Source organism: Streptomyces sp. NPDC058872, assembly GCF_042743065.1.
Taxonomy (GTDB): domain Bacteria; phylum Actinomycetota; class Actinomycetes; order Streptomycetales; family Streptomycetaceae; genus Streptomyces.
Genome location: NZ_JBHYMK010000061.1, coordinates 25,200 through 48,222, shown reverse-complemented (window position 1 = coordinate 48,222; position 23,023 = coordinate 25,200). Strand labels below are relative to the sequence as shown.

Here is a 23,023-nt window from a genome sequence, read left to right as displayed (position 1 = left end):
CCACCGATGCCAGCGTGCTGGGCGAGAACGCCAGGTGCAGCTTCGGGGCGGCGGCCCGGTCGTCCACGTCCCAGCGTCGTCCGCGCTCGCTGACCAGGACGTAGTCGTGTTCCAGCCGGGTGGTGCCGCCGACGGCGCTGCCGAGGCTGACGCCGACCCGCCAGGGATTCTCGACGGCGGTGTCGACGCCGGAGTCGCGGACGGCTTCTCCGGCGGCGACGGCCGCGAACTGGATGTACCGGTCGGCGTGCTCGACCAGTTCCTGCGGAAGGCCGTGGGCGTACGGGTCGAAGTCGCACTCGGCAGCGATGCGGGAGCGCAGGCCGACCGGGTCGAACAGGGTGATCCCGCGGGTCGCCGTGCGCCCCTGGCTGAGGAGGTCCCAGAAGGCCGCGGTCCCGGCGCCGCCCGGGGCGACCACGCCGATGCCGGTGACGGCCACGCGTCGCTTCACTCGAGCGCCCCCTCCCGCTCACGTGCCCGTCCATGGTCGGCGCCCGCTGCGCACGGCGCCGTCCCGGCCGTGTCCTCGGTGTCGACGTGGCCGAGGCTCGGGTGCGGGGCGAGCGGCCCCAGGTGGAAGACCATGCGGGCCTCCACGTCGCCGACGTTGCGGAAGCGGTGCCGGACGTCGACCGGGATCAGCAGTCCCTGGTCGGGCACGAGCGTGTGCGTCTCGCCGTCCAGGTCCACTTCGAGCAGGCCGGAGACGACGTAGACGAACTCCTCGGAGTACGGGTGGTAGTGCTCGCCGATGCGGTCTCCCGGCTGGATGATGGCCAGTCCCATGAAGCCGCTGGTGGAGCCCACGGTGGCAGGCGTGAGCATGGCCCGGAGGTCACCTCCGCGTCTGCAGTTGGGTTCCGTGTCGCTCAGGTTCACGATGCGCGGACGCTGCTGGAGCATGGGGTGGTACCTCCGGTTGTGACGGTGACGTGTGACGGACGGCCGGGGCCGGGGCCCCGCGGAACGGATCCGGTGGCCCGCGGTCGGGCCGGTGGCCGGACGGCCCGCGGCGGTCCTCTCAGGAGTCGACGGAGCGGCGGTCGGTGACGGGCAGCATGTCGGCGTGCGACAGGAGCCGGTTGAGGTTGCGCTCGGTCTCCAGGGACCCCTCGACGCCGATGGCGGCTCCGTCGAGGAGGCGCTCGAGCACCTTGGCCTTCCTGGTCCCCTTGACGCCGAGGGCCGCGACCGGGTCGAGGTCGAGGTCGCCCTCGACGTCGATCAGACGCACCACGACGTCGTCGCGCTGGAAGACGGTGCTGCCGTGGACGGGGCTGTCGGGGTCGTCCGCGGCCTCCGCGTCCTGCTGGGCCAGGAGCCGGGCCAGGTCGGTGCCGCGCCCCTCCTTCGCCGGGTAGTACAGCGCGTGGCGCCGGAGGTCGGTCGGCTCGGGGCCGGCGGAGACCACGTGGTGCACGGCCGGGAGGGCCGCCCGGGTGAAGAAGACACGGGCCGACTCGGGATCGGTGAGGTCCCGGTCCTGCTCCAGGTACGGATTGATGGCCTCCTCGACCGCCCGGACCTCGGGCTGCCGGGCGACGTGCCGCAGCGCGGAGAGGAGGTCGCCCTCGACTTCGACGGCCCGTACGACGCGGTTGCCGTGCATGAACAGCGAGGTGCGGCGGAGTCGGGTGTTCTCGTCGACCTGTGCCTGGGGCGACTCGTATCCGGCGAGGAGCTCCGCGACCTTCGACTCGGAGCCCGGCTTGACGGTGAACGTGAGCGCGTGGCGGGTGACTCCGTCGCCCACGCGGGCGGCGACCTGCTCCCCCGCGAGGGCCTCCGGGGTGACCGGCCGCTGGGCCCCGGTCTCCCTGAGGATGCTGTAGCGCATCGACCGGGTGTCCCGGACGCAGCTGTGCATCGGCTTGACCACCTCGACGTGTTCCTCGCTGTTGACCCAGGCGAGGAAGGGCGGGGCGCTCTCCCACTCGCTGGTGATGAGCCATTGGGAGGGGTTCTCGATGGACTGGCACAGCTGGTCGCTGATGTGGCCGGGGACGTCGGCGACCTGCCTCCGCATGATTTCGTAGGCTTCGAGGAACTGCTGCTGGGCTCCGTCGTACAGGTCGAGCAGCAGGATCACCCGCAGCCTGGACCCGTCGAACACCGACTGCGAAACGCGTGCGGCGCTGGTCATGGGGCGCACCTCTTCTCGTCTTTCGAGAGCGGGGAGGGACCGCCTGGCTCGGAAGGCCGGGGTCGTCATGTACTGATCGTTGGCGCGGGCAGGCCCTCCACGCGAGTCCCACGGGGCGGATGAGTGAACCGCGCGTCATTCGGGTGCTCTCCAGGCAGGGTCGGGAGCTCCTGGGGGCAGACATCTGCTTCCCATCCTCGACCTGCGTCAGCGATGACGCTGGAGGCCTTCAATGAACCGAAGCGAAGCGACCGGCGAGGTCGACCAACGCACGCCCGTGCTGATCGTCGGCGGCTCTCTGGTGGGCCTGTCCACCTCGCTGTTCCTGGGACGCCTCGGCGTGCCGCACATGCTGGTCGAGCGCCACGCGGGCACCTCGATCCATCCGCGGGGGCGCGGGAACAACGTGCGCACCATGGAGGTGTTCCGCGCCGCTGGCCTTCGGGACCGCATCCACGAGGCCGCGTCCGTGCTCGCGGGGAACAACGGGATCCTGCAGGCGCCCAGCCTGGTCGGCGACGCCGGCGAGTGGCTCTTCCGGGAGATCGACCCCGGAGGGGGCCTTGCCCGGTTCAGCCCGGCCGAGTGGTGCCTGTGCAGCCAGAACGACCTCGAACCCGTGCTCCTCGATGCCGCGCGGGAGCTGGGCGGGGACCTGCGGTACTCGACCGAACTGATGTCGTTCGAGCAGGACGGCGAAGGGGTGACCGCGCGGATCAAGAGCCGCGAGACCGGCGAGCACACCACGGTCCGGGCCGACTACCTGGTGGCGGCGGACGGCCCGCGCAGCCCCGTGCGGGAGCAGCTCCGCATCGGGCAGAACGGCTCCGGCGACCTGTTCCACAACGTGAGCGTCACCTTCGAATCCCCTGACCTCGCGGACGTCGTGGGCGACCGGCGCTTCATCGTCTGCTACCTCACGAACCCGGGGGCGGACGGGGCCCTGCTGCCGGTGGACAACGCCAGGCGGTGGGTGTTCCACGCCCCGTGGCACCCCGAACACGGGGAAACGCTCGAGGAGTTCACCGACGAACGGTGCCGGGAGCACATCAGGCGCGCCGTGGGCGTTCCGGACCTTCAGGTGGAGATCACGGGCCGGGCTGCGTGGCACGCCGCCGAGCGGATCGCCGAACGGTACGCGGACGGGCGGGTGTTCCTCGTCGGCGACGCGGCCCACGAGATGCCTCCCACCGGGGCCTTCGGCTCCAACACCGGCATCCAGGACGCCCACAACCTCGCGTGGAAGCTCGCGGCGGTCCTGGGCGGCTGGGCGGGTCCCGGCCTGTTGGCCTCGTACGACGCGGAGCGCCGGCCGGTCGCGGAGACGACGAGCGCCCGCGCCGCGTCCCGTTCGGTCGAGCACAGCCACCCGGGGTACGCGCCCGATTCGGGAGCGGGCGGCCCGGCGGGGAAGCGGGGCGGGATCCTCAACGTCGCGCTGGGCTACCGCTATCCGCACGGCGCGGTCCTGGGCGCGGACCCCGCGGTCCCGGTCGTTCCGGACGGCCTCCGGTTGACGGGCGAGCCCGGTAGTCGTGCGCCCCACCTGTGGCTGGACCGTGACGGAGTGCGGCTCTCGTCCCTCGACCTGTACGAGCGGCGTCCGGTGCTGTTGTCGACGGCGGGCTCCGGCGCCGGTTGGCACGCCGCGGCGCAGCAGGTCGCCGAGGACCTCGGGGTGCCCCTGGAGTCCCACCGGATCGGCGGGGGTCCCGATGCGGAGCTCTGTCCCGCGGACGGGACGGATTGGGCCCGGGCCCACGGGGTGACCGCGGACGGTGCGGTCCTGGTCCGGCCCGACGGTTTCGTCGCCTGGCGCTCCGAGGGGGCGGCGGAGCACCCGGTGTCGGCCCTGCGGGTCGCCCTGGGGACCGTGCTGGACCGGGAACCGCGGTCCGGGCGGGAACGCGGCGGAGCCCGTTGAACCGGGCGGGGCGGGCCCGCACGCCGTGCGAGGGTCCGCCCCGCCACCGGTGGGTGCGGACGGTGGGGCGACGCGGGCGGAGCGCCCCGTCCGAGCGGAAGGGCCGGGACGGCGGGACGGGGAGCCCGCCCCGGGCCGGTTCGGTGCCCGCGGGCACCGCGTTAGGGTGGGGGGTGCTTCCTCGAACCCTCCTGACCGGTCCGTCGCTGGCTGATGCCGCCCTCCTCTCCCACGTGGAGCAGGGCAGGGACTGGCCGCTGCTGGTGTGGGCCCCGGGGCCGGGCGTGCGGATGGTGTCGAGTGCGGTCCTCGGTGGGGGGATCGGTGAGCGGCAGTGGGTCGTGAACGCCCAGGTCCCGCCCGGCTACGCCCGGCTCGACCCCGTCGCCCATCTGCGCGAACTGGCCTCCGGGGCGGGACTCGACGGCGCCGGCGTGGGGCTCATGACCGCGGCGTCGGTCGCCGGCCGGTGCCACGCCGCGGACGGCGGCGCGGAGGCCGTGGTCACCGCCGGGATCGGGGTGCGGGGCTGGGCGGCCGTGCCGGAGGGGCCCGTGGTGGCACCGCGGCCCGGCACGATCAACATCGTCGTGTCCTTGCCGGTCCCGCTGACGGATGCCGCACTCGTGAATGCGGTCGCCACCGCCACCGAGGCGAAGGTGCAGGCACTGGTGGAGTTGGGCGCCGACGCGTCCGGCACTCCCACGGACGCCGTCTGCGTGGCCGTGCCCTCCCCCGGCTCGGCGCCCGCCGGAAGCCCCGTCGAGTGCTTCGCCGGGCCGCGGTCGTACTGGGGCGGGCGGTTGGCCCGCGCGGTGCACGCCGCGACCCGGGCCGCCTGTGCGGGACCGCTCGCCTCCCCGACGGTTCCCTCCGCCGTCAACCGTGGGCGAGCAGCGAGGCGGTGAGTTCGGCGGCGCGGCGGTGCCAGAGGTCCGCGCCCCTGAGCATGGCGTGGCCCCCGCTCGGCATGGGGATGCCCGCCGCGTCGGCACCCGCCGCCCGCGCCCGGCGGACGAACTCCCAGGACTGGCGGGCCGACGTCACGCGGTCGCGCTCGTCGTGGAGCAGGTAGAGGCGCCGACCGCCGAGGTGCTCCACCGGCTCGTCAGCGGGACACCAGGGGGCGAGCGCCACGACCCCCCGTACGGCGGGATCGCCCGCGACCCGGAGCGCGGCCCGGCCTCCCATGGAGTGGCCGAGGAGGACGACCGGCACCGGCCCGGTCCGTTCCCGGAGCAGCGCGAGGGCCGCCTCGGCGTCCCTGGCCGCGTCGGCGCGCGCGCCGTTCCAACCGCGATGGCGGTAGCGCACCTCTGCGACCAGTACGCCCCTGCCCCGCACGGCACGGGTCACGGCGGTCGCGAACGGGCGCATGCGCAGGGCGGGGAGGTTGAGGGCGGGCGGCGGCTCGGGGCCCTCGGCCCGACCGCCGTGGAGCAACAGCACGGCCGCGGCGGGCTCGGCGGGCTCGCTGCGGACGAGGAGGGCGGTCGGGTCGGCACGCCGGGTGCGGCACCGGGTCATCACGCGGCCGTCCCGACGGCCCGCCGGTGCACCGGCCGGGGGTGGTAGCCGTTCGTGCGGGCCGCGCGACCGGGCCGCTGGGCCATGGAGCCTCCAGGATTCTGGGTGGGACGACCGTGAGGCCCGCAGTCTGCCAGGCCGCGCGGGCCAAGGGGTACACGAGGCTTCGGAACCGCCGTCCCCTCCGGGCGTGTCGGCGGCTGCCGAGCCGACGACGGAGGCCGTGCACGGTTCCGGCGGCGCACGGTCCGACGGAGGCGCGGCCCATCGGAGTGAGCTCGCCCACCCGCACGGACGAGTCCTGACCTCCTCCGGCTCCGCGGGCTCGACCGAGGACCCGGAGTGCCGAAGAGTGGCCTCCGGTCCCTTCGATGGGGTACGACCAGATCACGGGCCCCGAGCCCGTCGTGACCAGTGGGACCGACCCCGACCGCACGTCCCGTTCGAGCAGGGAGCCCCATGGCACACCGCCACCCGTTCCGCCGCTGCCGCGACGCCCTCGCCGTCGCGGTGCTCGCCCTCGTGGCCGCCGCCCTGCCCGGTGCACCGGCTCCGTCGGACGCTTCCGCCGCCGGACCCGCCTTCGACCCGGCGCCCGCGCGGGCGGGACTGGAGCGCCTGCTGCCCGCGAGGGCGGCGCAGTTCACCCTGGTCCCCGTCGAGGAGTCGGACTCCGGGGACCACTTCTCCGTCTCCGGCACGGCGGGGGCGATCGAGGTGCGGGGCACCTCACCGGCCACGCTGCTCGCCGGGGTGGGCTGGTACCTGGAGCGGGTGGCCGGCGTCGACATCGGCTGGCCCGGCGGGAGCGTCGACCGGCTGCCCGCCGTGCTCCCCGCGGTCTCCGGAACCCTCACGAAGTCGGCGACCGTGCCCCACCGCTACGCCCTGAACGACACCGACGGGGGGTACTCCGGCGCCTACCGGGACTTCGCCTCGTACCGGCACGACATCGACCTGATGGCCCTGCACGGGGTGAACGAGGTGTTCGTGCAGACGGGGGCCGAGTATCCGTACTACCGGGCCCTCCAGGAGTTCGGCTACGACGCGGCGGAGCTGCGGGCGTGGGTCCCAGGCCCCGCGCACCAGTCCTGGTGGCTGCTGCAGAACATGTCGGGTTTCGGGGGGCCGGTGTCCGAGCAGCTGATCGAGGCCCGGGCGGCCCTGGGGGGCCGCGTCGCGGAGCACCTGCGTTCCCTGGGGATGACCCCGGTGCTCCCGGGGTTCTTCGGCACGGTGCCACCGGGCTTCACCGCCCGGAACCCGGGTGCGGTCACCGTCCCCCAGGGCACCTGGGTGGGGTTCGCCCGTTCCGACTGGCTGGATCCCAACGGACCGGTCTTCGGCGCGCTGGCCGCCGCCTACTACCGTCACCAGCAGGACCGGTTCGGGGACAGCGACATGTTCAAGATGGACCTGCTGCACGAAGGCGGCACCGCCGGTTCCGTCGACGTCGCACGGGCCTCGGGCGCGGTCCAGCGGGCTCTGGACGCCGCCCGCCCCGGGGCCACTTGGGTGCTGCTCGGTTGGCAGCAGAACCCTTCCGCAACGCTGTTGAGCGGTGTGGACCGGCGGCGGCTGCTGATCGTCGACGGCCTGTCCGACCGGTACGAGGACCTCGACCGGGAAACGCAGTGGGGCGGTACGCCCTACGCGTTCGGCACGATCCCCAACTTCGGCGGCCACACCACGCTGGGGGCGAACACCGCCGTGTGGGTGGACCGTTTCCAGACGTGGTTGAGCAAGCCCGACAGCGCGCTGCGCGGCATCGCGTACCTCCCGGAGGGCACCGGCGGGAATCCGGTGGCCTTCGACCTGTTCACCGAACTCGCCTGGCAAGCCGGGCCGATCGACCACCGGGCCTGGTTCGCCGCGTACGCGGCCCGGCGCTACGGCGGTGCCGACCCCCACGCGGCCGCCGCCTGGGAACAGCTGCGCCTCGGCCCGTACAGCGGAGCGTCCGGCCTGTGGAGCGAACCGCAGGACAGCCTCTTCACCGCGCGCCCCGGCCTGACGGCGGCCACGGCCGCGCGCTGGAGTCCCACCACCATGCGCTACGAGGCCGGAACCGTGGAGCGCGCGTTGTCGGAGCTGCTCCGGGTGGCTCCTGAGCTCCGGACTTCGGACGCCTACCGGTACGACCTGGTGGACGTGGCGCGGCAGGCGCTCAGCAACCGTGCCCGGGTCCTGCTGCCGCGCATCAAGAGCGCTTACGAGGCCGGGGACCTGACGGGTTTCCGCACCCTGGTGCGCGAATGGAACGCGGACGAGGAACTGCTCGGCCGGCTCGTGTCCGCCGACCGCCGCTTCCTGATCGGTCCGTGGCTCGCCGACGCCCGCGCCTGGGGAGCCGACCCCGCCGAGCGCGACCGGCTCGAATACGACGCCCGCTCGATCCTCACCACGTGGGGCGACCGGGTGCAGAGCGAGAACGCCGGACTGCGCGACTACGCCAACCGCGAGTGGGACGGCTTGCTCCGGGACGTCTACGCGCCGCGCTGGGCCGCGTACTTCGCGGGCCTGGACACGGCCCTCGTGCGGGGCACCGCACCCGCCCCCGTCGACTGGTTCGCCCTGGACGACGCCTGGGCCCGCGGTCACCGGTCCTATCCGACCGCACCGGTCGGGGATCCCGTCGCACTGGCGGGCGAAGTCAGTGCGGCCCTGGCGTTGTCGTAGCCGGCGCGTAGGCTTCGATCCACCGGAACGGAGCGGGGGCGGACATGATTGCTGGAGCGGCACCGGGGTGGGGGTCGACCCTCGACTCGGTGGTGGTGTACGCGCAGGGCGCGCTGTGCCGGCGCCTGGCCCGGGGAGTCGTCCCGCAGGACGGCCGGGTGCGGGTGGCGGGGCTGCCCCGCTCACTGGACCCCGGCTCGCTGCGGGCCCGGGTCTTGGGCGGTTCGGCAGCTCGTGTCACCGAAGCGCGCGTGGAGGTCGAGGCGGAGCCGCGGACCGCGGAGGCGCCCGGGACGTCACAGCAGGAGCACGAGCGGCTGCTCGATGCCTATCGGGCCGCACGGGCCCGCCGCGACCGTCAGCAGGGCCTGATCGAAGAGGTCACGGGGCTGCGTCCGGTTCCACCCGCCCGCAGACGGGAGGACCCGTACCGCCGCACGCCGACCGATGCATGGCTGGGCTTGGCCGATTTCGTCGAGGAACGGCTGACGCGACTCCACGCCCGTCTCGTCGCGCTCGACGAGGAACTCCGGCTGGCGGAGCACGCGGTGGACCTCTCCGCGGACCGCCTCGCCCGCGCTTCCACCGATGCGCCGTCGCCCTCCGTGGAGACGTCGGTCTGCGCCGCCCTGACCCTCGCCGACGCCGGCGACGACGAGGTGGAGGTGGAGGTGGAGGTGGAGTACGGCGTGCCCGGTGCCGTCTGGGCGCCCGCGTACCGCCTGGCCCACCGGCAGGGCGAGGAGAGCGGTCGGCTCGTGCTGCGCGCCTCGGTGGCCCAGCGCACCGGGGAGGACTGGACCGGGGTGCACATCGCCCTGGCCACCGCCGATCTGCGGCGCCGCACCGATCTGCCCGCGCTCCGCTCGCTCCGGATCGGCCGCCGCCAGCCCCCGCCCGCTGCGTCCGGCTGGCGCGAACCCCCGGCGGGGCTCGCCTCCTTGTTCACGGGGTACCGGGCGGCCGGACCGGCACCGGAAGGCTTCGGAGTGGCTGGCGCGGTCGGGGGCGGTGTTTCCCTGCCCGTGGCGGCCCCCGGTCCGCAACCGGCACCGAGGCCGCCGGCTCCGCCGCCGGGCGCCGGCGGGGCGTTCACCGGCCTTCCCCGGTCCGGCGCAGCGTACGGCTCCGCACCGCAGGGCTTCGAGGGCGGGGCACCAGGTCACGCGCGGTCTGCCGCCCCTCGTCCGGCCGGCCGCACGCACGGTGGCGGCGGGGCACCCCTCCCCGCGGCTCCGGCGGCTCCGGCCGCGCCCGTGCCTCCCCCACCGCCACCATCGGGTCCGCCACGGCCGAGCGCCCCCGAGCTGGACTACGCCGGACTCGTCCTGTCCGGTCCCGAGGAGCCGGGCGACCGGCGGGGCAGGTTGTTCCCCGGCTCCTCCTTCGACGCGATCGCCGCCGAGTACCGCCGTCGTGCGGAGGCGGTGGCCGCCCTGCCGCTGCCCGAGCACGCGGTGCGCCCCAGCGAGTCGGCCGGTTCGTTCGCTCAGCGCTTCGATGCAGCCGCCCGCACCGACGTGCCCTCGGACGGCACCTGGCACACCGTCACCGTCGGTGAGATCCCGGTCGATCTGCGCGCCGAACACCTCTGTGTGCCTTCGGTGGAGCCAACGGTGTACGCGACCCTGGCCGTGTCGACCTCCACCGGTCAGGCGCTGCTCGCCGGACCGGTGGAGGTCAGCGTCGACGGGGAGTTCCTGCTCACCGCCGCACTGCCCACGCTTGCGCCCGGATCCGTTCGTCGACTGGGGCTCGGGCCGGTCGAGGGCATCCGCGTGACCCGCCGCACCCATCTGAACGAGTCGACGGCGGGCCTGCGCAACAACGTCACCGTGCTCGACCACCGGGTCCACGTCGAGCTGGCCAACCGCCTCGCGACGCCGGCCGAGGTCGAGGTGCACGAACGGGTGCCGGTCTCCTCGGAGCCGGACGTCCGCATCGAGGAGCGCGGGGACTGGGAGGCCCCCGAGGACGGCGCCGCACCGGAGCATCACGTCCCGGGCACCCGCATCTGGCGGGTGGAGCTGCCCGCCGGCGGCACCGCCGTGCTCGAAGCCGGCTACGAGATCCGCATTCCGGCCAGCAAGACCCTGGTCGACGGCAACCGCAGGAGCTGACGCACGCCATGCCCACGGAACCCCGACCGATCGCCCTCCCCGTCACCGCCGTCACCTGCCTGGAGGACCGCGCGCTGGTCGAACGCACCGCCGTGCTCGATCTGGAGCCCGGAGTACGGCGTGTGCGCCTCGGTCCCGTCAGCGCGCTCGCCGTCGACCGGACCCTCCACGCCGAACTGCTCTCCGACCACCCGGCCAGCGTGCTCGACGTGCGGATCGTCCGCGCCTGGACCCCGCCTGCTGCCGGGCCGCCCGGCGCCGAGGACTCGGCCCTCCGGCGCCGCGCGCACGACCTGGAGGAGGAGCGGCGCGCCGTGGAGCAGCACCGTGACCGGCTGCGGTCCCGTCTCGACCTGCTCGGCCTGCTCGCCGCCGACCTGCTGCGGGAGATCGGTGAGGGCGCCGGCTCCGGTGAGTCCGAGGGTCCCCGATGGCACCGGGAGCTGGACCGGGTGGACGCCGAGCGCGACGCCCGCGCCGAGGAACTGCGCCTCGCGGACGCCCGGTCGGCCGCCCTGACCGCCGAACTCGACGAGGTGCGACGTGCCGTGGAAGCCGCCGAGGAGGAGCCGGCCGAACTGCTCGGCCACATCGAGCTGACCGTGGAGGCGACGGCAGCCGGCCCGGCCCGGCTGCAGCTGTCCCACCTCACGCCGTGCGCCCTCTGGCGACCCGCCTACCGGGCCGTGCTCAACGGGGACACCGTGACCCTGGAGACCGAAGCCGTCGTCTGGCAACGGACCGGAGAGGACTGGTCGGACGTGCGGTTGACGCTGTCGACCGCACGGTCGGCACTCGCCTCCGATCCGCCCCGGCTGGTCGAGGACCGGCTCAGGCTCAAGGACCGCAGTGCGGCGGAGCGGCGGACGATCGACGTCGAACTGCGCGAGGAGGAGATCTCGACCGTGGGTCCCCCGTCGGTGCTCGGCCTGCCCGGCGTGGACGACGGCGGAGAGACACGGGTCCTGCACGCTCCTGCCGCGGTCTCGGTGTCCAGCGACGGGCGGGCCCACCGGGTGCCGCTCTCCTCGTTCGCGACCCGGGCCTCCAGCGAGTACGCCTGTGCACCGGAGCTGTCCCCGTTGGTGACCCGGACGGTGCGGTTCGACAACCGGTCCGGCCACGCCCTGCTCGCCGGCCCCGTGGACCTGGTCCGGGACAGTGGCTTCACCGGACGCGGCACCCTGGACTTCACCGCCCCCGGCGCTGCGGTCGAGCTCTCCTTCGGCAGCCACGACGACCACCGGGTGGTCCGACACGTCGAGGAGTCGCGCGACACCGCCGGCATCGCACAGCGGACGGTGGTGACCCGTACGGTGCGGCTGCGCCTGTCCCGGTTCTCGCCGCCCGGCGAGGAGGGCGAGCGGGTGGTCGTGCTCAGGGAGCGCCTTCCGGTGTCCGAGGTGGCGGCGGTGGAGGTGCGGCTGCGCAAGGAGGCGTGCTCTCCCGTGCCCGACGCAGTGGACGAGGAGGGCATCGCCCGCTGGGACGTCCCGCTCCCGCCCGGCGGCCACCGTACGGTCACCCTGGTCTACGAGCTCTCGGCGACGTCCAAGGTCACGGGCCTCTGACCGGCGGCGGCCGGCGGATGCCGACCGGCCCGCGGATCCGGTTTCCACGGCCCGTACCCGTACCGCGCCCGCGGCCGTCAGACCGCTCGTGCCCTTCGTCGCCGTGAGCGCCGTGGCCCGCGGACGGACGGGCCGGTGGAGTGCTTTCCTCCTCCCGGAGGACCGGGGTGTCGCCCTGCACGCTTCCGCTTCCCCGGGGGGGCGGAGCCGGCCGACCGCCGTCCCGGGAACGGGGGCGGGCACTTTAGCAGGGTGATGTCCGCTCCATCCCGAACTCTCCTCACTCTCCACAATCGTGTGGGCACATGGGGTAATCATGGGGCCGGGAGGAAACACCTTGGTCTTCATTTTGCGCCGCCGCCGCAAGGCCGCCGTCGCCAGTGCCTGTCCGGTCACGTCTTCTTCGCCCGTACCCCCAGCGGACGACGCCCCCGTCACCGGGGAACCCGCCCCCGATCCGGAACGGGCGTACCCGTCGCGCCCCTCGGCGTGCCACCCGACGGATCGACGGGAGGCGGAGAGCTTCGTACGCCAGTTCCACCAGGAGCAGCTCGGGGCAGGAGACGTGGAGCGTCGGGTCCGGGAGGTGCTCGCCGAGATCGACCGCACCGGCACCTACGAACACACCCCGGGAGAAATCGCCTTCGGCGCCCGGGTCGCCTGGCGGAACGCCGCCCGCTGCATCGGCAGGCTCTACTGGCGCAGCCTCGTCGTCCGCGACCTGCGCCACGTCTCGTCGGCCGACGAGATCGCCACCGAATGCTTCGAGCACCTCCGGATCGCCGGGAACGACGGCCGGATCCGCCCGGTGATCTCCGTGTTCGCACCGGACCGGCCCGAACGTCCCGCGCCGCGGATCGTCAACGACCAGTTGGTCCAGTACGCGGGGCACCGTGCCCCCGAGGGCCACTGGGTCGGGGATCCGCGCAGCGCGGCTCCGACGACCCTCGCCCGCGGCCTCGGGTGGAAGCGGAGCGACGAGCCCTTCCAAGTGCTCCCGCTGATGATCGAGGAGCAACCGGGCGCCGGAGCCGAGTGGTACGAACTGCCGGACGACTCCGTCATGGACGTGCCCCTGCGACACCCCGACCACGCGTGGTTCGAAGAGTTGGACCTGCGCTGGTACGCAGTGCCCGCGATCAGCAACATGACGCTGGAGATCGGCGGGGTCAGCTATCCGGCCACACCGTTCAACGGCTGGTACATGGGAACCGAGATAGGCGCCCGCAACCTCGCCGACGCCGAGCGGTACGACCTCCTCCCGGTGGTCGCCGACCGCTTGGGGCTCGACCGTTCCTCGGAGCGGACCTTGTGGCGGGACCGGGCCCTCGTCGAACTGAACGTGGCGGTCCTGCACTCCTTCCAGGAAGCAGGGGTGACGATGGCGGACCACCACACCGAATCCGAGCGGTTCCTGCGGCACATCGCGCAGGAGACCCGGCACGGCAGACCGACTCCCACCGACTGGAGCTGGATCGTCCCGCCCGTTTCCGGATCCGCCACCCAGGTCTTCCACCGGTACTACGACCCGGTGGACCCCTCGCTGCGGCCCGCGTTCCTCGCACGGGAACGGTGACGGGCTCCGCGCACGGGACGAACGGACGGTGGAGACGGGCGCCGGGGCCTTCCCCCGCCCCGTCATGAACTGCGGAGGAACTCCGTGAGGGACCGTCCTCGATCGCGCCTTCCCGGGGAGGGGCAGCGTCGCCGGGCAGTTTCCCGAAGCCGCGTCCCACAGTGGGTTCGGGCGGACTCAGGCGGACTTGCGTCGCCCCACGTAGCGAATGACCTCGCAGTCGTCAAGGATCACCAGCCCCTCGCCGACGAGCTCGTCCAACTCCGGTAGGAAGGAGCGGACCTTCTCCTCCGTGTCGACGATGACCACGGCCACGGGGAGGTCCTCGCTCAGGGACAGCAACCGCTGGGTGTGGATCAGGGATGAGGCTCCGAAGCCCTCGATTCCGCGGAACACGCTCGCGCCCGCGAGCCCTGCTTCCCGGGCCCGACCGACAATCTGGGTGTAGAGCGGTTTGTGGTGCCACAGATCGGTCTCGCCCACGAAGACCGTCACCCGGAGGGCCTTGCCCCTCAGCCTGGTCATCGCCACCTCCGCACGGTGCGCATCGGGCCGTCCCCCGCACCGCGGCGAGTCGGGCCCCGCACTTCGAGTCTACGGTTGCTCCGATCTGCGGTCGCTCCGACGGCGGGGAAGGAACGGGCGACGGGCACAACACCGGCATCCAGCACGTCTCCCCCGTTCCGCGCCGTCCCGGACGGGGCGGACCCGCTGCGCCCCCCGTTCCGAACTCCTGCGCCTTCGGAACTTGCGACGGGGAAACCCGGCAGAACTAGTCACAATTGACAACGTATTCCTTCATCCGAATACCGATCCGACCGGGGGAGGTTCCTAACCGATCAAGATCGCGCCTATAGTGCCGTCGTTACGACTACCTTGCCCGCGTGACTGTCTCGAGAGTCTGGTTGATGTCGGCGCCGTCCACTCCCTTCCGCCCTGCCCTGCTCGCCTCCTTGCTGACGGCCGCCGTGGGCGGTGCGCTCGCGGTGGCGGCGACCGCCGCGGCACCGGACGGTATCCGTCCCGCCCTCGGCTGGTTCACCAGCGGCGGCGTCCTCTTGCTGTCGGCCGCGGCCTTCGCCGTCACCTGGTACGGGCGGACCTCGCGGGCCTTGGCCAAGAAGGTCGAGAACCTCACTGCCGAAGCCGCCTCCCGGGACGCCTATTCGACCCGGCGCGCCAGCGAAACCGAGCGCGAGGCAGCGGCCCTGCGGGAGCGGTACGAGACGGAAGCCGCCGCCTCGGAGGCGGCGCACGCGGCACGGGTCGAAGAACTCGTCCGCGCCCATGCGGCGCACACCGAAGAACTCGTCCGCGTCCACACCGCACGCACCACCGAACTGACCGAGGCTCGGACAACCGACCTCGTGCGCCTCGAGGCCCAGGTCCACCGCGCCGAGTCCGGGCGCTCCGCCGCAATGGCAGCCGCGGCCAACGCGGCCGGCCGGATGCAGGCCCTCGCCACGAGCATGCTGGCCGACCTGCGGGAGATGGAACACCGGCACGCCGACGAGGACGTGCTCAGCGACCTGCTCCACCTCGACCACCGCACCGCCCAGGCCGGCCGCCTCGCCGACTCCGTCGCCGTGCTGGCCGGAGCCCGCTCCGGTAGGCGCTGGGCCCGACCCATCGTCATGGAGTCGATCCTGCGCGGTGCCATGGGGCGCATCAGCGGCTACCAGCGGGTGCGACTGCACTCCAGCAGCGACGCCGCGGTCGCCGGACACGCGGCCGAAGGCGTGATGCACGCCCTGGCCGAACTGCTCGACAACGCGGCGAACTTCTCCCCGCCCACTGCCGAGGTCCACGTCTACGTGGAGGAGGTCCCGGCAGGAGTCATCATCGCGGTCGAGGACAGCGGTCTGGTGATGAGCGACGTGCAACTGCGCCGCGCGGAGGCCGCCGTCACCTCGACCGCACAGGACCTGGCCGGCCTCTCCGGCACCCGACTGGGCCTGGCCGTCGTCGGCCGGCTGGCCCGCAAGCACGGTCTCACGGTGTCCTTCCGTCCCTCTGCGCGGGGCGGCACCGGTGCCCTGCTGATGCTGCCCCAGGAACTGATCAGCCACGTCACTGCGGAACCGCCGACCGCCCCGGCCCTGCCGACGGTCACGGGCCGCGGGACGGGCGCGGCGAAGCCGTCCCGGGAGCAGGCGTCGTCCCCCGCTCCGACGGCCGAGCCGGAGGCCGCCCACGGGGCTGCGGCCGAAGGCACCGGCGAGCACCCCCGGTTCGGCGAGAGCGGACTGCCGCGACGCCGTCGCGGCCGGGCGATGGCAGCGGCGCACCCCGAAGGGTCGGAAGCCGCCAAGCCGCGTGCGGCAGGCCCGCGCAGCGGCGCGGCGGCCGGGGCGGCCACGCGCTTCGGCACCTTCCGGCAGGCGGTCCGCGGCACCGGCGCACCGTCGGCGGGACCGGTCGACCCGGGTGCGGCGCCCGCAGACGAGCCGGCCGGCGCCGAGCAACCTCCTTCCGCCGCACCCGCTTCCCAGCAGCCCGCCGCCACCCCGCCCGCACCGTCCGATCCCTCCGACGGCCGGCCGTCCGCCCCGCGGACTCCGCCGCCGTCCTCGAACTCCCCGTACCCGGAAGGCACCCCGTCATGACCGGCACCACCACCGACGAGAAGCTCAGCTGGCTCCTGGAGGGCCTGCTGGAACGCACCCCGGGCACCCGTCACGCCCTGGTGCTGTCCCGTGACGGCCTCAAGCTCTGCCGCACGTCCGGGCTCTCCGTCGACCAGGCCGACCAGCTCGCCGCGATCGCCGCCGGCATCCAGAGCCTGTCGCACGGGGCGTCCGTGGAATTCGGGGACGGCACGGGTGGGGTCCGTTCCGCAATGGCCGAGTTCTACGGCGGCATCCTGTTCATCGTGGAAGCGGGCGAGGGAGCCCATCTGGCGCTGGTGGCCGACGAGGACGCCGACGCGGGGTTCGTCGGCCACAACATGTCCGAGCTGGTCGAGCAGTTGGGTGAGTACCTGGTCGCGAGGCCCCGGGGATGAGCCGCGGCAGGCCGGGCCGGGACGACTCACCCGACCGGCTCTACACCCTGACCGGCGGCCGGAGCCGTGCCGGATCCGACGCCTTCGACCTGGTGACCCTGGTGGTCTCCGAGAGCGACCCGGTGGCCGGCATGCAGTCCGAGCACGCCGCGATCCTGCGCATGTGCCGTTTCCCGACGGCGGTGGTGGAGGTGGCGGCGGGGCTGGGGCTGCCGGTGTCCATCACGCGGATCCTCCTCGCCGACCTCCACGACACCGGCCGGATCAGCGCGCGGCACCCCCGCGCCTCGTACCGACTTCCCGATCACGACATCCTGGAGCAGGTGCTCGTTGGACTCCGCAACCTCTGAACAGCGCCAGACCCTGGACAGCACCGCCGACAACGGGTTGAAGATCGTCGTCGTCGGCGGTTTCGGAGTCGGCAAGACGACCCTGGTCCGCTCGGTCAGCGAGATCCGTCCGCTGAACACCGAGGAGACCATGACCCAGGCCGGCGAGGGCGTCGACGACACCGTCGGCGTGGCCGCGAAGTCGGCCACCACCGTGGCCTTCGACTTCGGCCGGATCTCGCTGGACGCGCACAACGTCCTCTATCTGTTCGGAGCGCCCGGACAGGAACGGTTCTGGTTCCTCTGGGACCGGTTGTTCTCCGGCACGCTCGGAGCGGTGGTGCTCGTCGACACCCGGCGGCTCGCCGACTCCTGGTACGCGATCGACCGTCTGGAGCACCACGGCACGCCGTTCGTCGTCGCCTGCAACGACTTCGGGGGCCCGGCCCACACCCCCGCCCAGATCCGCGAGGCCCTCGACCTCGCCGACGAGGTCCCACTGGTCTTCTGCGACGCCCGGTCGCGCGAGTCCAGCAAGCAGGTGCTGATCTCGCTCGTCGAGCATCTGCGCACCGTCGTCGCCGCGGCCTCCCGGCCGCTCCCCCACCCGATACCGGAGCCCACCCCGTGACCCTCTCCGAGCCCCAGCCGGTCCCGCTGAGCGGCCCCCGGTTCCAGACCGACCCCATCGAGCTCTACCGGCAGATACGGCGCGAGCACGGGGCCGTCGCTCCGGTCCTGCTCGACGGGGACGTCCCCGCCTGGCTGGTCCTCGGTTACCGCGAGCTGCACCAGGTCACCAGCGACCCGGTGCTCTTCTCCCGTGACTCCGACCTGTGGAACCAGTGGGACGCGATCCCGGCGGACTGGCCCCTGTTGCCCATGATCGGGCGCAAACAGCCTTCCATCCTCTACACGGTGGGCGAGCGGCACCGCCAGCGGGCCGGGGTGATCTCCGACGCCCTGGAGGGGATCGACCCGTTCGTCCTCAAGCAGTTGGCCGAGCGCTTCGCGGACGAACTCATCGACGGGCTGTGCGGCAAGGGCTCCTGCGACATCATCGCCGAGTACGCCATGCTGCTGCCGGTGCGGGTCCTCGCCAGTTGCTACGGCTTCGCCGACGAGCAGGGTCCCGCGCTCGTCACGGCCATGAACGACATGATCAACGGTCAGGAGGGGGCCCTCGAAGGCCAGCGGCACCTCGCCGAGTCGATGTTCGCCCTGCTCGCCGCGAAGTCGGAGGCGCCCGGTGACGACGTCGCCTCCCGGATGCTCGCCAACACCACGGGGTTCACGATCGAGGAAGTGGCCCAGGACCTGATGGTGATGATGGCCGCCGGCCATCAGCCGACCGCCGACTGGATCGGCAATTCGCTGCGGCTGATGCTCACCGACGACCGGTTCGCAGCCTCCCTCGCCGGCGGCAGGCACAGCGTCGGCGAGGCGATGAACGAGGTCCTGTGGGAAGACACTCCCACCCAGAACGTCGCCGGGCGCTGGGCCTCTCGCGACACCCACCTCGGCGGGCGGCGGATCGGCCAGGGCGACCTGCTGCTGCTCGGCCTGGCCGCGGCCAACTCCGATCCGCACGTGCGCACCGACTCCGGCACCTTCACCGGCGGCAACAACGCCCACCTGTCCTTCGGCCACGGCGAGCACCGCTGTCCCTTCCCCGCCCAGGAGGTCGCCGAGACCATCGCCCGGACCGGGATCGAAGTGCTGCTCGACCGGTTGCCTGACGTCGATCTCGCGGTCCCCGCGAAGGACCTCGCCCGCAGGCCCTCTCCATGGCTGCGCGGCCTGAGCGCGCTCCCCGTGACGTACACCCCGACACCTGCCCTAGGAGGCCTCGGATGACCTGCCCGTACGACCACACCGCCGCGTCCGGCACCGATGCGATCGCCCTGGACCCGTTCGTGGCCGACCTGGACGGCGAGAGCGCGCGGCTGCGGGCTGCCGGTCCGCTGGCCCGCGTGGTCCTGCCCGGCGGGGTGGCCTGTTGGGCCGTCACCCGGCACGCCGAGGCGCGCAAACTGCTCACCGATGCGCGACTCGTCAAGGACATCGAGGTCTGGGGGGCCTGGCAGCGCGGCGACATACCCCTGGACTGGCCGCTGATCGGTCTCGCGAACCCGGGCCGGTCGATGCTGACCGTCGACGGCGAGGAGCACCGCCGGCTGCGCACCTTGGTCGCCCAGGCGCTGACGGCGCGCCGGGTGGAGCGGCTGCGCGAGGGCATCGTGGCACTCACCGAGGGCATGCTGGACCGGCTGGCGGAGCGTCCGGCCGGGGAGGTCGTGGACCTGAAGGCCGAGTTCGCGTATCCGCTGCCGATGAACGTGGTGGGCGAGCTGATGGGCGTGGACCCGGCCGACCATCCGCGGATGAAGGCGCTGTTCGACAAGTTCTTCTCGACGCAGACGCCGCCCGAGGAAGTGCCGCAGATGATGGCGGACCTGGGCGCCCTGTTCGCGGGGATCGTGGCGGGCAAGGCGGAGAACCCGGGCGACGACCTCACCAGTGCGCTGATCGCGGCGTCGGAGGGGGGCGACCGTCTGACCACGGAGGAGATCACCAACACCCTCCAGCTGATGGTGGCGGCCGGGCACGAGACGACGATCAGCCTGATCGTGAACGCCGTGGTCGCCCTGGAGACCCACCCCGAACAGCGGGCCCTGGTCCTCAAGGGCGAGGTTCCGTGGGAGAACGTGATCGAGGAGACCCTGCGCTGGTCCACGCCGACCTCCCACGTGCTGATCCGGTTCGCCACCGAGGACATCGAGGTCGGTGACCGGATCCTGCCGAAGGGCGACGCCCTGATCGTGTCCTTCGGCGCGATCGGCCGGGACGAGGAGCACCACGGTCCGACGGCGGGTGAGTTCGACGTGACCCGGACGCCGAACCGGCACATCTCCTTCGGCCACGGTCCGCATGTCTGCCCGGGTGCGGCGCTGTCCCGCTTGGAGGCTTCGGTGGCGCTTCCGGCGCTGTACCGACGCTTCCCCGAGCTCCGTCTCGCGGTCCCCCGCGAGGAGCTCCGCAACAAGCCGGTCGTCACCCAGAACGACCTGTTCGACCTGCCGGTCCTCCTTTCCTGACGCGGTCCTTCCCGCGGCGCGCCGAGCGTGCCGCGGGTCCGTGACGCCCGGTGACGGCACCGCGTGCGGTGGAAGGGCCGGAGGGCGGCCGGCCCGGTGCGAGCGCGGTCACCTCTTCCTGCCGCCCCTCGCGCGACGGCGCCCCGGCTTCGGATGCGGGGTCGCTATGATGGGGCACATGCATCTGTCGTCGTGCCCCACCTGGTGGCGCTCCTCTTAGGAGCGGCCGCTTCCCGTGCACGACCGGGCCGTTCGGACGAACGGCCCTTTCGCGTTTCCTGACCCGTGGGTTCCGTCGTCCCGACGACTCGACCGACCCCCTCAGGAGACCCTCGTGATCGCCACCGCCCCCACCACTCCCCTCGGCGACCCGCTCCGCGCGTCCGAAGCACGGGCACGCAGTGCGGTCCTGGAGGAGCAGATCCTCAAGGACCCGGGGAGGTTCCGCGTCCTCACCGGAGACCGCCCCACCGGGCGGCTGCACCTGGGGCACTACTTCGGCACCCTGCAGAACCGGGTTCGTCTGCAGGACGTCGGAGTGGAGCTGTTCGTGATCATCGCGGACTACCAGGTCCTCACCGACCGCGACGTGGCGGACGGGCTCACCGGGCACGTCGAGGAGCTGGTGCTCGACCACCTCGCCATCGGTGTGGATCCGGAGCGCAGCACGATCTTCACCCACAGTGCCGTCCCCTCACTCAACCAGCTGTTGCTGCCCTTCCTGAGCCTGGTGTCCGTGGCCGAGCTGAACCGCAATCCGACCGTCAAGGACGAGATCGCCCGTTCCCGGCAGTCCTCCGTCAGCGGGCTGATGTTCACCTACCCGGTCCACCAGGCCGCCGACATCCTCTTCTGCAAGGCCAACGTCGTTCCCGTCGGCCAGGACCAGCTTCCGCACCTGGAGATCACCCGGACCGTGGCCCGCAGGTTCAACGACCGGTACGGCGACGGCACCGCCGTCTTCCCCGAGCCCGAAGCCCTGCTGTCCCGGGCGCCACTGCTGCTCGGCACGGACGGCACCAAGATGAGCAAGAGCCGCGGGAACGCCGTCCCCCTGGCTGCCGACGCCGACGAGACGGCCCGGCTGATCAAGGGCGCGAAGACCGATTCCGAGCGCCACGTCTCCTACGACCCGGTCGGGCGCCCCGAGGTGTCGTCCCTCCTCCTGCTGGCGGCGCTGTGCCAGGACCGGACCCCCGAGGAGATCGCCGCCGACATCGGCTCCGCGGGCGCCGCGGCGCTGAAGAGGACCGTGACGGAGTCGGTCAACACATGCCTGGCGCCGATCCGGGCCCGCCGCGCGCTGTACGCACAGGACCGCGGTGCGCTGCACCGCATCCTTCGAGAGGGGAACGAACGGGCCCGGGAAACGGCCGACGCGACCCTCGCCGAGGTGCGGGCGGCCATGCAGAGCCACTACTGAGGGCGCCGGAGCAGCACCGGGGGGGCCGTCCTCCGACGGGTCGGGCGGCCCCGTGGGCAAGGGCACCCTCGGAGGGCCGCTTCGTACGGCCGGTCTCCGTGGGGCGGGCGATCGACGGGGCCGGAGGATCAGGCGGACGCGCCTTCCAGGATGCCCTTGAGGGTGCGTTCGTCCCTCGGCATCTCCTTTCGCACCTGCGGACGGACGACGAGGGGCACGAGGGCCTTGCCGAGGCCGCGTCCTTCGAAGTCGAGGGAGAGCGTGAGGCGGGAGCGTTCGCCGTCGCCGAGCGGCTCCACGGTGCCCTGGACGTCACTCCGCACGGGGCCGTCGACGCCGTGCAGGTGCCAGCGCCTCGGCGGCTCCCATTCCATGACCTGCATGGTCGTGGTGAACTCGCGCCGGCCGAGCCGGCGCGTGACTGCGATCTTGGAACCGACCTCGAAGGGGGCGTCGTCGACCTTCCGGACCGAGACGGCGCTCTCCTGCCACTCGGGCAGGTGGGACGGGTCGGTCACATAGGTGAAGACGTCCGCCGGCGTGCGGTCGATGTCGATGCTTTGCTTGATGGCAGGCATGTCGCCTTCTCCGTCCGACGGAGCCCGCGACGGAGCCTCATGCACCCGTGCCGGGCTCATCGTCGCTTCATACGAATCGTCCCACTCCGGGCGGCGCACTGCCAGCCTCGATCTGAGTCGTGGTACTCATGCCGGCCGTCACCCCTCCGGGGGAGCATGGCGCCGGGCTGATGAACCGTCCGGAGGGGGCTGCATGGGCAAGGTCGTCGGTGCGTTCGTGGCCGGGGGGCTCGCGGTGGGGGCACTGCTGCTGGCGTACGCGGTGGGGGCACCGCCCGGAACGGTCCTCGCGGTGGGCGCGGGGACCCTCGGGCTGCTCTGGTTCCTGCTGCTCCTCACGGCACCGTGGAACTTGTACTTCCGGGCCCGTGCGGTACTCGCCGAGATCGCCGTCAGCCGGGAGAAGGGGCTCGACGTCTCAGGCCGGCGGGACGCCGAGGCGCGACGGATCGCGCGGGTGATGCTGTGGGTCGCCGTCGCCGGTCACCTGGCGTCGGCCTGTGCGGCACTGGCGGTGGCCGTGGCGACCGGGCGGGCGGCGGGCTACTGGTGCGCCGCCCTCTTCCTGTTCAGCACCTCCTTCCGGCCCGCAGGGGCGTACTTCGGACAGTTGCGGCGCCGGCTCGGAGTGTTGCTCCGGGAGGTGACGTATCCGCGCGACGACGTGGTCGCGCTGCGCGAGCGGGTGGCCGCCCTGGAGGGCGGAGGGACGGTGCTCGGCGAGAAGGCGGAGGAGCAGTACCGGGCCCTGGCCGAGCTGCGCCGCACCGTCGATGCGGTGGGCCTCTCCGCACACGAGCGGGCCGAGGAGACCGACCGGCGGATCTCGGCCTTGGCCAGGGAGTTCGAGGCGACGGTGAACCGCCTCACGGACAACGAGGAGATCATCACCGGCCTGAAGGCGTTCCTGCGGCTGCTGCGCGCCGCGGACGGAGCCACCGGGCCGGCGACGCCCTCCTGAGCGCCGGTGCACCGGTTCGCCGACCGCATGGCGACGGGCGAGCCGGTGCTCACCCGCTTGCCTGCCTTCAGCTTGCGACTAATGTCG

At 73.0% G+C, this 23,023-nt stretch carries 20 protein-coding genes; 14 read left to right on the top strand and 6 right to left on the bottom strand.

What is annotated here, in order from left to right; all coding sequences use genetic code 11:
* From ACFW22_RS29655 to ACFW22_RS29645, 3 genes are all read right to left on the bottom strand, one after another.
* Positions 1-454 (bottom strand): beta-ketoacyl synthase N-terminal-like domain-containing protein (locus ACFW22_RS29655; RefSeq protein ID WP_386410329.1); only part of this gene is annotated, 454 nt, incomplete at its 3' end.
* A complete protein-coding gene (locus ACFW22_RS29650) occupies positions 451-906 on the bottom strand; it encodes a cupin domain-containing protein (protein WP_386410326.1) in 456 nt (151 codons plus the stop codon). The genes ACFW22_RS29650 and ACFW22_RS29655, both read right to left, overlap by 4 nt.
* Positions 907-1,024: 118 nt before the next feature.
* Positions 1,025-2,146: a SchA/CurD-like domain-containing protein gene (locus ACFW22_RS29645; RefSeq protein WP_386410323.1), complete on the bottom strand. Its 1,122-nt coding sequence runs from the start codon at positions 2,144-2,146 to the stop codon at positions 1,025-1,027.
* A gap of 232 nt (positions 2,147-2,378) precedes the next feature.
* Here ACFW22_RS29645 and ACFW22_RS29640 point away from each other — a divergent pair, with 232 nt between their 5' ends.
* Together ACFW22_RS29640 and ACFW22_RS29635 are read left to right on the top strand one after the other, a co-directional pair.
* Positions 2,379-4,070 (top strand): FAD-dependent oxidoreductase, encoded by a 1,692-nt coding sequence (locus ACFW22_RS29640; RefSeq protein ID WP_386410320.1) that lies wholly within the window; start codon positions 2,379-2,381, stop codon positions 4,068-4,070.
* Between the two features lie 173 nt (positions 4,071-4,243).
* Positions 4,244-4,978 carry an adenosylcobinamide amidohydrolase gene (locus ACFW22_RS29635; RefSeq protein ID WP_386410317.1) on the top strand — a complete coding sequence of 245 codons (735 nt, stop codon included), beginning with the start codon at positions 4,244-4,246 and terminating at the stop codon, positions 4,976-4,978.
* On the opposite strand, the gene ACFW22_RS29630 is transcribed toward ACFW22_RS29635, so the two are convergent.
* Positions 4,950-5,597, bottom strand: coding sequence for an alpha/beta fold hydrolase (locus tag ACFW22_RS29630; protein WP_386410344.1), 648 nt, complete (start codon positions 5,595-5,597; stop codon positions 4,950-4,952). The genes ACFW22_RS29635 and ACFW22_RS29630 overlap by 29 nt on opposite strands.
* A gap of 459 nt (positions 5,598-6,056) precedes the next feature.
* Between ACFW22_RS29630 and ACFW22_RS29625 the strand changes: the two genes are divergently transcribed.
* The 4 genes from ACFW22_RS29625 (at position 6,057) to ACFW22_RS29610 (ending at position 13,543) form a co-directional block, all read left to right on the top strand.
* A complete protein-coding gene (locus ACFW22_RS29625) occupies positions 6,057-8,276 on the top strand; it encodes an alpha-N-acetylglucosaminidase (RefSeq protein WP_386410314.1) in 2,220 nt (739 codons plus the stop codon).
* Between the two features lie 44 nt (positions 8,277-8,320).
* On the top strand, positions 8,321-10,396 hold the full coding sequence (locus tag ACFW22_RS29620) for a DUF4139 domain-containing protein (RefSeq protein ID WP_386410311.1): 2,076 nt from the start codon (positions 8,321-8,323) through the stop codon (positions 10,394-10,396).
* A gap of 8 nt (positions 10,397-10,404) precedes the next feature.
* Positions 10,405-11,967, top strand: coding sequence for a mucoidy inhibitor MuiA family protein (locus ACFW22_RS29615; protein ID WP_386410308.1), 1,563 nt, complete (start codon positions 10,405-10,407; stop codon positions 11,965-11,967).
* Positions 11,968-12,313: 346 nt separating this feature from the next.
* Positions 12,314-13,543, top strand: a complete 1,230-nt coding sequence (locus tag ACFW22_RS29610) for a nitric oxide synthase oxygenase (RefSeq protein WP_386410341.1) — start codon at positions 12,314-12,316, stop codon at positions 13,541-13,543.
* 177 nt (positions 13,544-13,720) lie between these two features.
* Here ACFW22_RS29610 and ACFW22_RS29605 read toward each other — a convergent pair whose 3' ends face one another.
* The gene (locus ACFW22_RS29605) at positions 13,721-14,068 is read right to left on the bottom strand and encodes a DUF190 domain-containing protein (protein ID WP_386410305.1); all 348 of its coding nucleotides are present in this window, start codon (positions 14,066-14,068) and stop codon (positions 13,721-13,723) included.
* A 383-nt stretch (positions 14,069-14,451) separates the two neighbouring features.
* Between ACFW22_RS29605 and ACFW22_RS29600 the strand changes: the two genes are divergently transcribed.
* The 7 genes from ACFW22_RS29600 (at position 14,452) to trpS (ending at position 21,397) form a co-directional block, all read left to right on the top strand.
* Positions 14,452-16,149, top strand: a complete 1,698-nt coding sequence (locus ACFW22_RS29600; RefSeq protein ID WP_386410338.1) for an ATP-binding protein — start codon at positions 14,452-14,454, stop codon at positions 16,147-16,149.
* A complete protein-coding gene (locus ACFW22_RS29595; RefSeq protein ID WP_384878195.1) occupies positions 16,146-16,547 on the top strand; it encodes a roadblock/LC7 domain-containing protein in 402 nt (133 codons plus the stop codon). Before ACFW22_RS29600 ends, ACFW22_RS29595 begins: the two co-directional genes overlap by 4 nt.
* Positions 16,544-16,897, top strand: coding sequence for a DUF742 domain-containing protein (locus ACFW22_RS29590; protein WP_030690507.1), 354 nt, complete (start codon positions 16,544-16,546; stop codon positions 16,895-16,897). Before ACFW22_RS29595 ends, ACFW22_RS29590 begins: the two co-directional genes overlap by 4 nt.
* Positions 16,878-17,507, top strand: coding sequence for an ATP/GTP-binding protein (locus tag ACFW22_RS29585; protein WP_384878192.1), 630 nt, complete (start codon positions 16,878-16,880; stop codon positions 17,505-17,507). Before ACFW22_RS29590 ends, ACFW22_RS29585 begins: the two co-directional genes overlap by 20 nt.
* Positions 17,504-18,733, top strand: coding sequence for a cytochrome P450 (locus tag ACFW22_RS29580; RefSeq protein ID WP_386410300.1), 1,230 nt, complete (start codon positions 17,504-17,506; stop codon positions 18,731-18,733). Before ACFW22_RS29585 ends, ACFW22_RS29580 begins: the two co-directional genes overlap by 4 nt.
* The gene (locus ACFW22_RS29575; protein ID WP_386410297.1) at positions 18,730-19,974 is read left to right on the top strand and encodes a cytochrome P450; all 1,245 of its coding nucleotides are present in this window, start codon (positions 18,730-18,732) and stop codon (positions 19,972-19,974) included. The genes ACFW22_RS29580 and ACFW22_RS29575 overlap by 4 nt, the downstream gene beginning before the upstream one ends.
* 337 nt (positions 19,975-20,311) lie before the next feature.
* Complete coding sequence (gene trpS / locus ACFW22_RS29570; protein ID WP_386410335.1) at positions 20,312-21,397, top strand: tryptophan--tRNA ligase; 1,086 nt, start codon at positions 20,312-20,314, stop codon at positions 21,395-21,397.
* A 128-nt stretch (positions 21,398-21,525) separates the two neighbouring features.
* Here trpS and ACFW22_RS29565 read toward each other — a convergent pair whose 3' ends face one another.
* Positions 21,526-21,975 (bottom strand): SRPBCC family protein, encoded by a 450-nt coding sequence (locus ACFW22_RS29565; RefSeq protein ID WP_386410294.1) that lies wholly within the window; start codon positions 21,973-21,975, stop codon positions 21,526-21,528.
* A gap of 193 nt (positions 21,976-22,168) precedes the next feature.
* Between ACFW22_RS29565 and ACFW22_RS29560 the strand changes: the two genes are divergently transcribed.
* Positions 22,169-22,936 carry a hypothetical protein gene (locus ACFW22_RS29560; protein WP_386410291.1) on the top strand — a complete coding sequence of 256 codons (768 nt, stop codon included), beginning with the start codon at positions 22,169-22,171 and terminating at the stop codon, positions 22,934-22,936.
* Positions 22,937-23,023 lie beyond the last annotated feature (87 nt).

Coding starts and splice junctions, on each gene's coding strand:
- ACFW22_RS29650 (WP_386410326.1), bottom strand. CDS start 906: ATGCTCCAGCAGCGTCCGCGCATCGTGAACCTGAGCGACACGGAACCC.
- ACFW22_RS29645 (WP_386410323.1), bottom strand. CDS start 2,146: ATGACCAGCGCCGCACGCGTTTCGCAGTCGGTGTTCGACGGGTCCAGG.
- ACFW22_RS29640 (WP_386410320.1), top strand. CDS start 2,379: ATGAACCGAAGCGAAGCGACCGGCGAGGTCGACCAACGCACGCCCGTG.
- ACFW22_RS29630 (WP_386410344.1), bottom strand. CDS start 5,597: ATGACCCGGTGCCGCACCCGGCGTGCCGACCCGACCGCCCTCCTCGTC.
- ACFW22_RS29625 (WP_386410314.1), top strand. CDS start 6,057: ATGGCACACCGCCACCCGTTCCGCCGCTGCCGCGACGCCCTCGCCGTC.
- ACFW22_RS29620 (WP_386410311.1), top strand. CDS start 8,321: ATGATTGCTGGAGCGGCACCGGGGTGGGGGTCGACCCTCGACTCGGTG.
- ACFW22_RS29615 (WP_386410308.1), top strand. CDS start 10,405: ATGCCCACGGAACCCCGACCGATCGCCCTCCCCGTCACCGCCGTCACC.
- ACFW22_RS29605 (WP_386410305.1), bottom strand. CDS start 14,068: ATGACCAGGCTGAGGGGCAAGGCCCTCCGGGTGACGGTCTTCGTGGGC.
- ACFW22_RS29600 (WP_386410338.1), top strand. CDS start 14,452: ATGTCGGCGCCGTCCACTCCCTTCCGCCCTGCCCTGCTCGCCTCCTTG.
- ACFW22_RS29595 (WP_384878195.1), top strand. CDS start 16,146: ATGACCGGCACCACCACCGACGAGAAGCTCAGCTGGCTCCTGGAGGGC.
- ACFW22_RS29590 (WP_030690507.1), top strand. CDS start 16,544: ATGAGCCGCGGCAGGCCGGGCCGGGACGACTCACCCGACCGGCTCTAC.
- ACFW22_RS29575 (WP_386410297.1), top strand. CDS start 18,730: ATGACCTGCCCGTACGACCACACCGCCGCGTCCGGCACCGATGCGATC.
- ACFW22_RS29565 (WP_386410294.1), bottom strand. CDS start 21,975: ATGCCTGCCATCAAGCAAAGCATCGACATCGACCGCACGCCGGCGGAC.
- ACFW22_RS29560 (WP_386410291.1), top strand. CDS start 22,169: ATGGGCAAGGTCGTCGGTGCGTTCGTGGCCGGGGGGCTCGCGGTGGGG.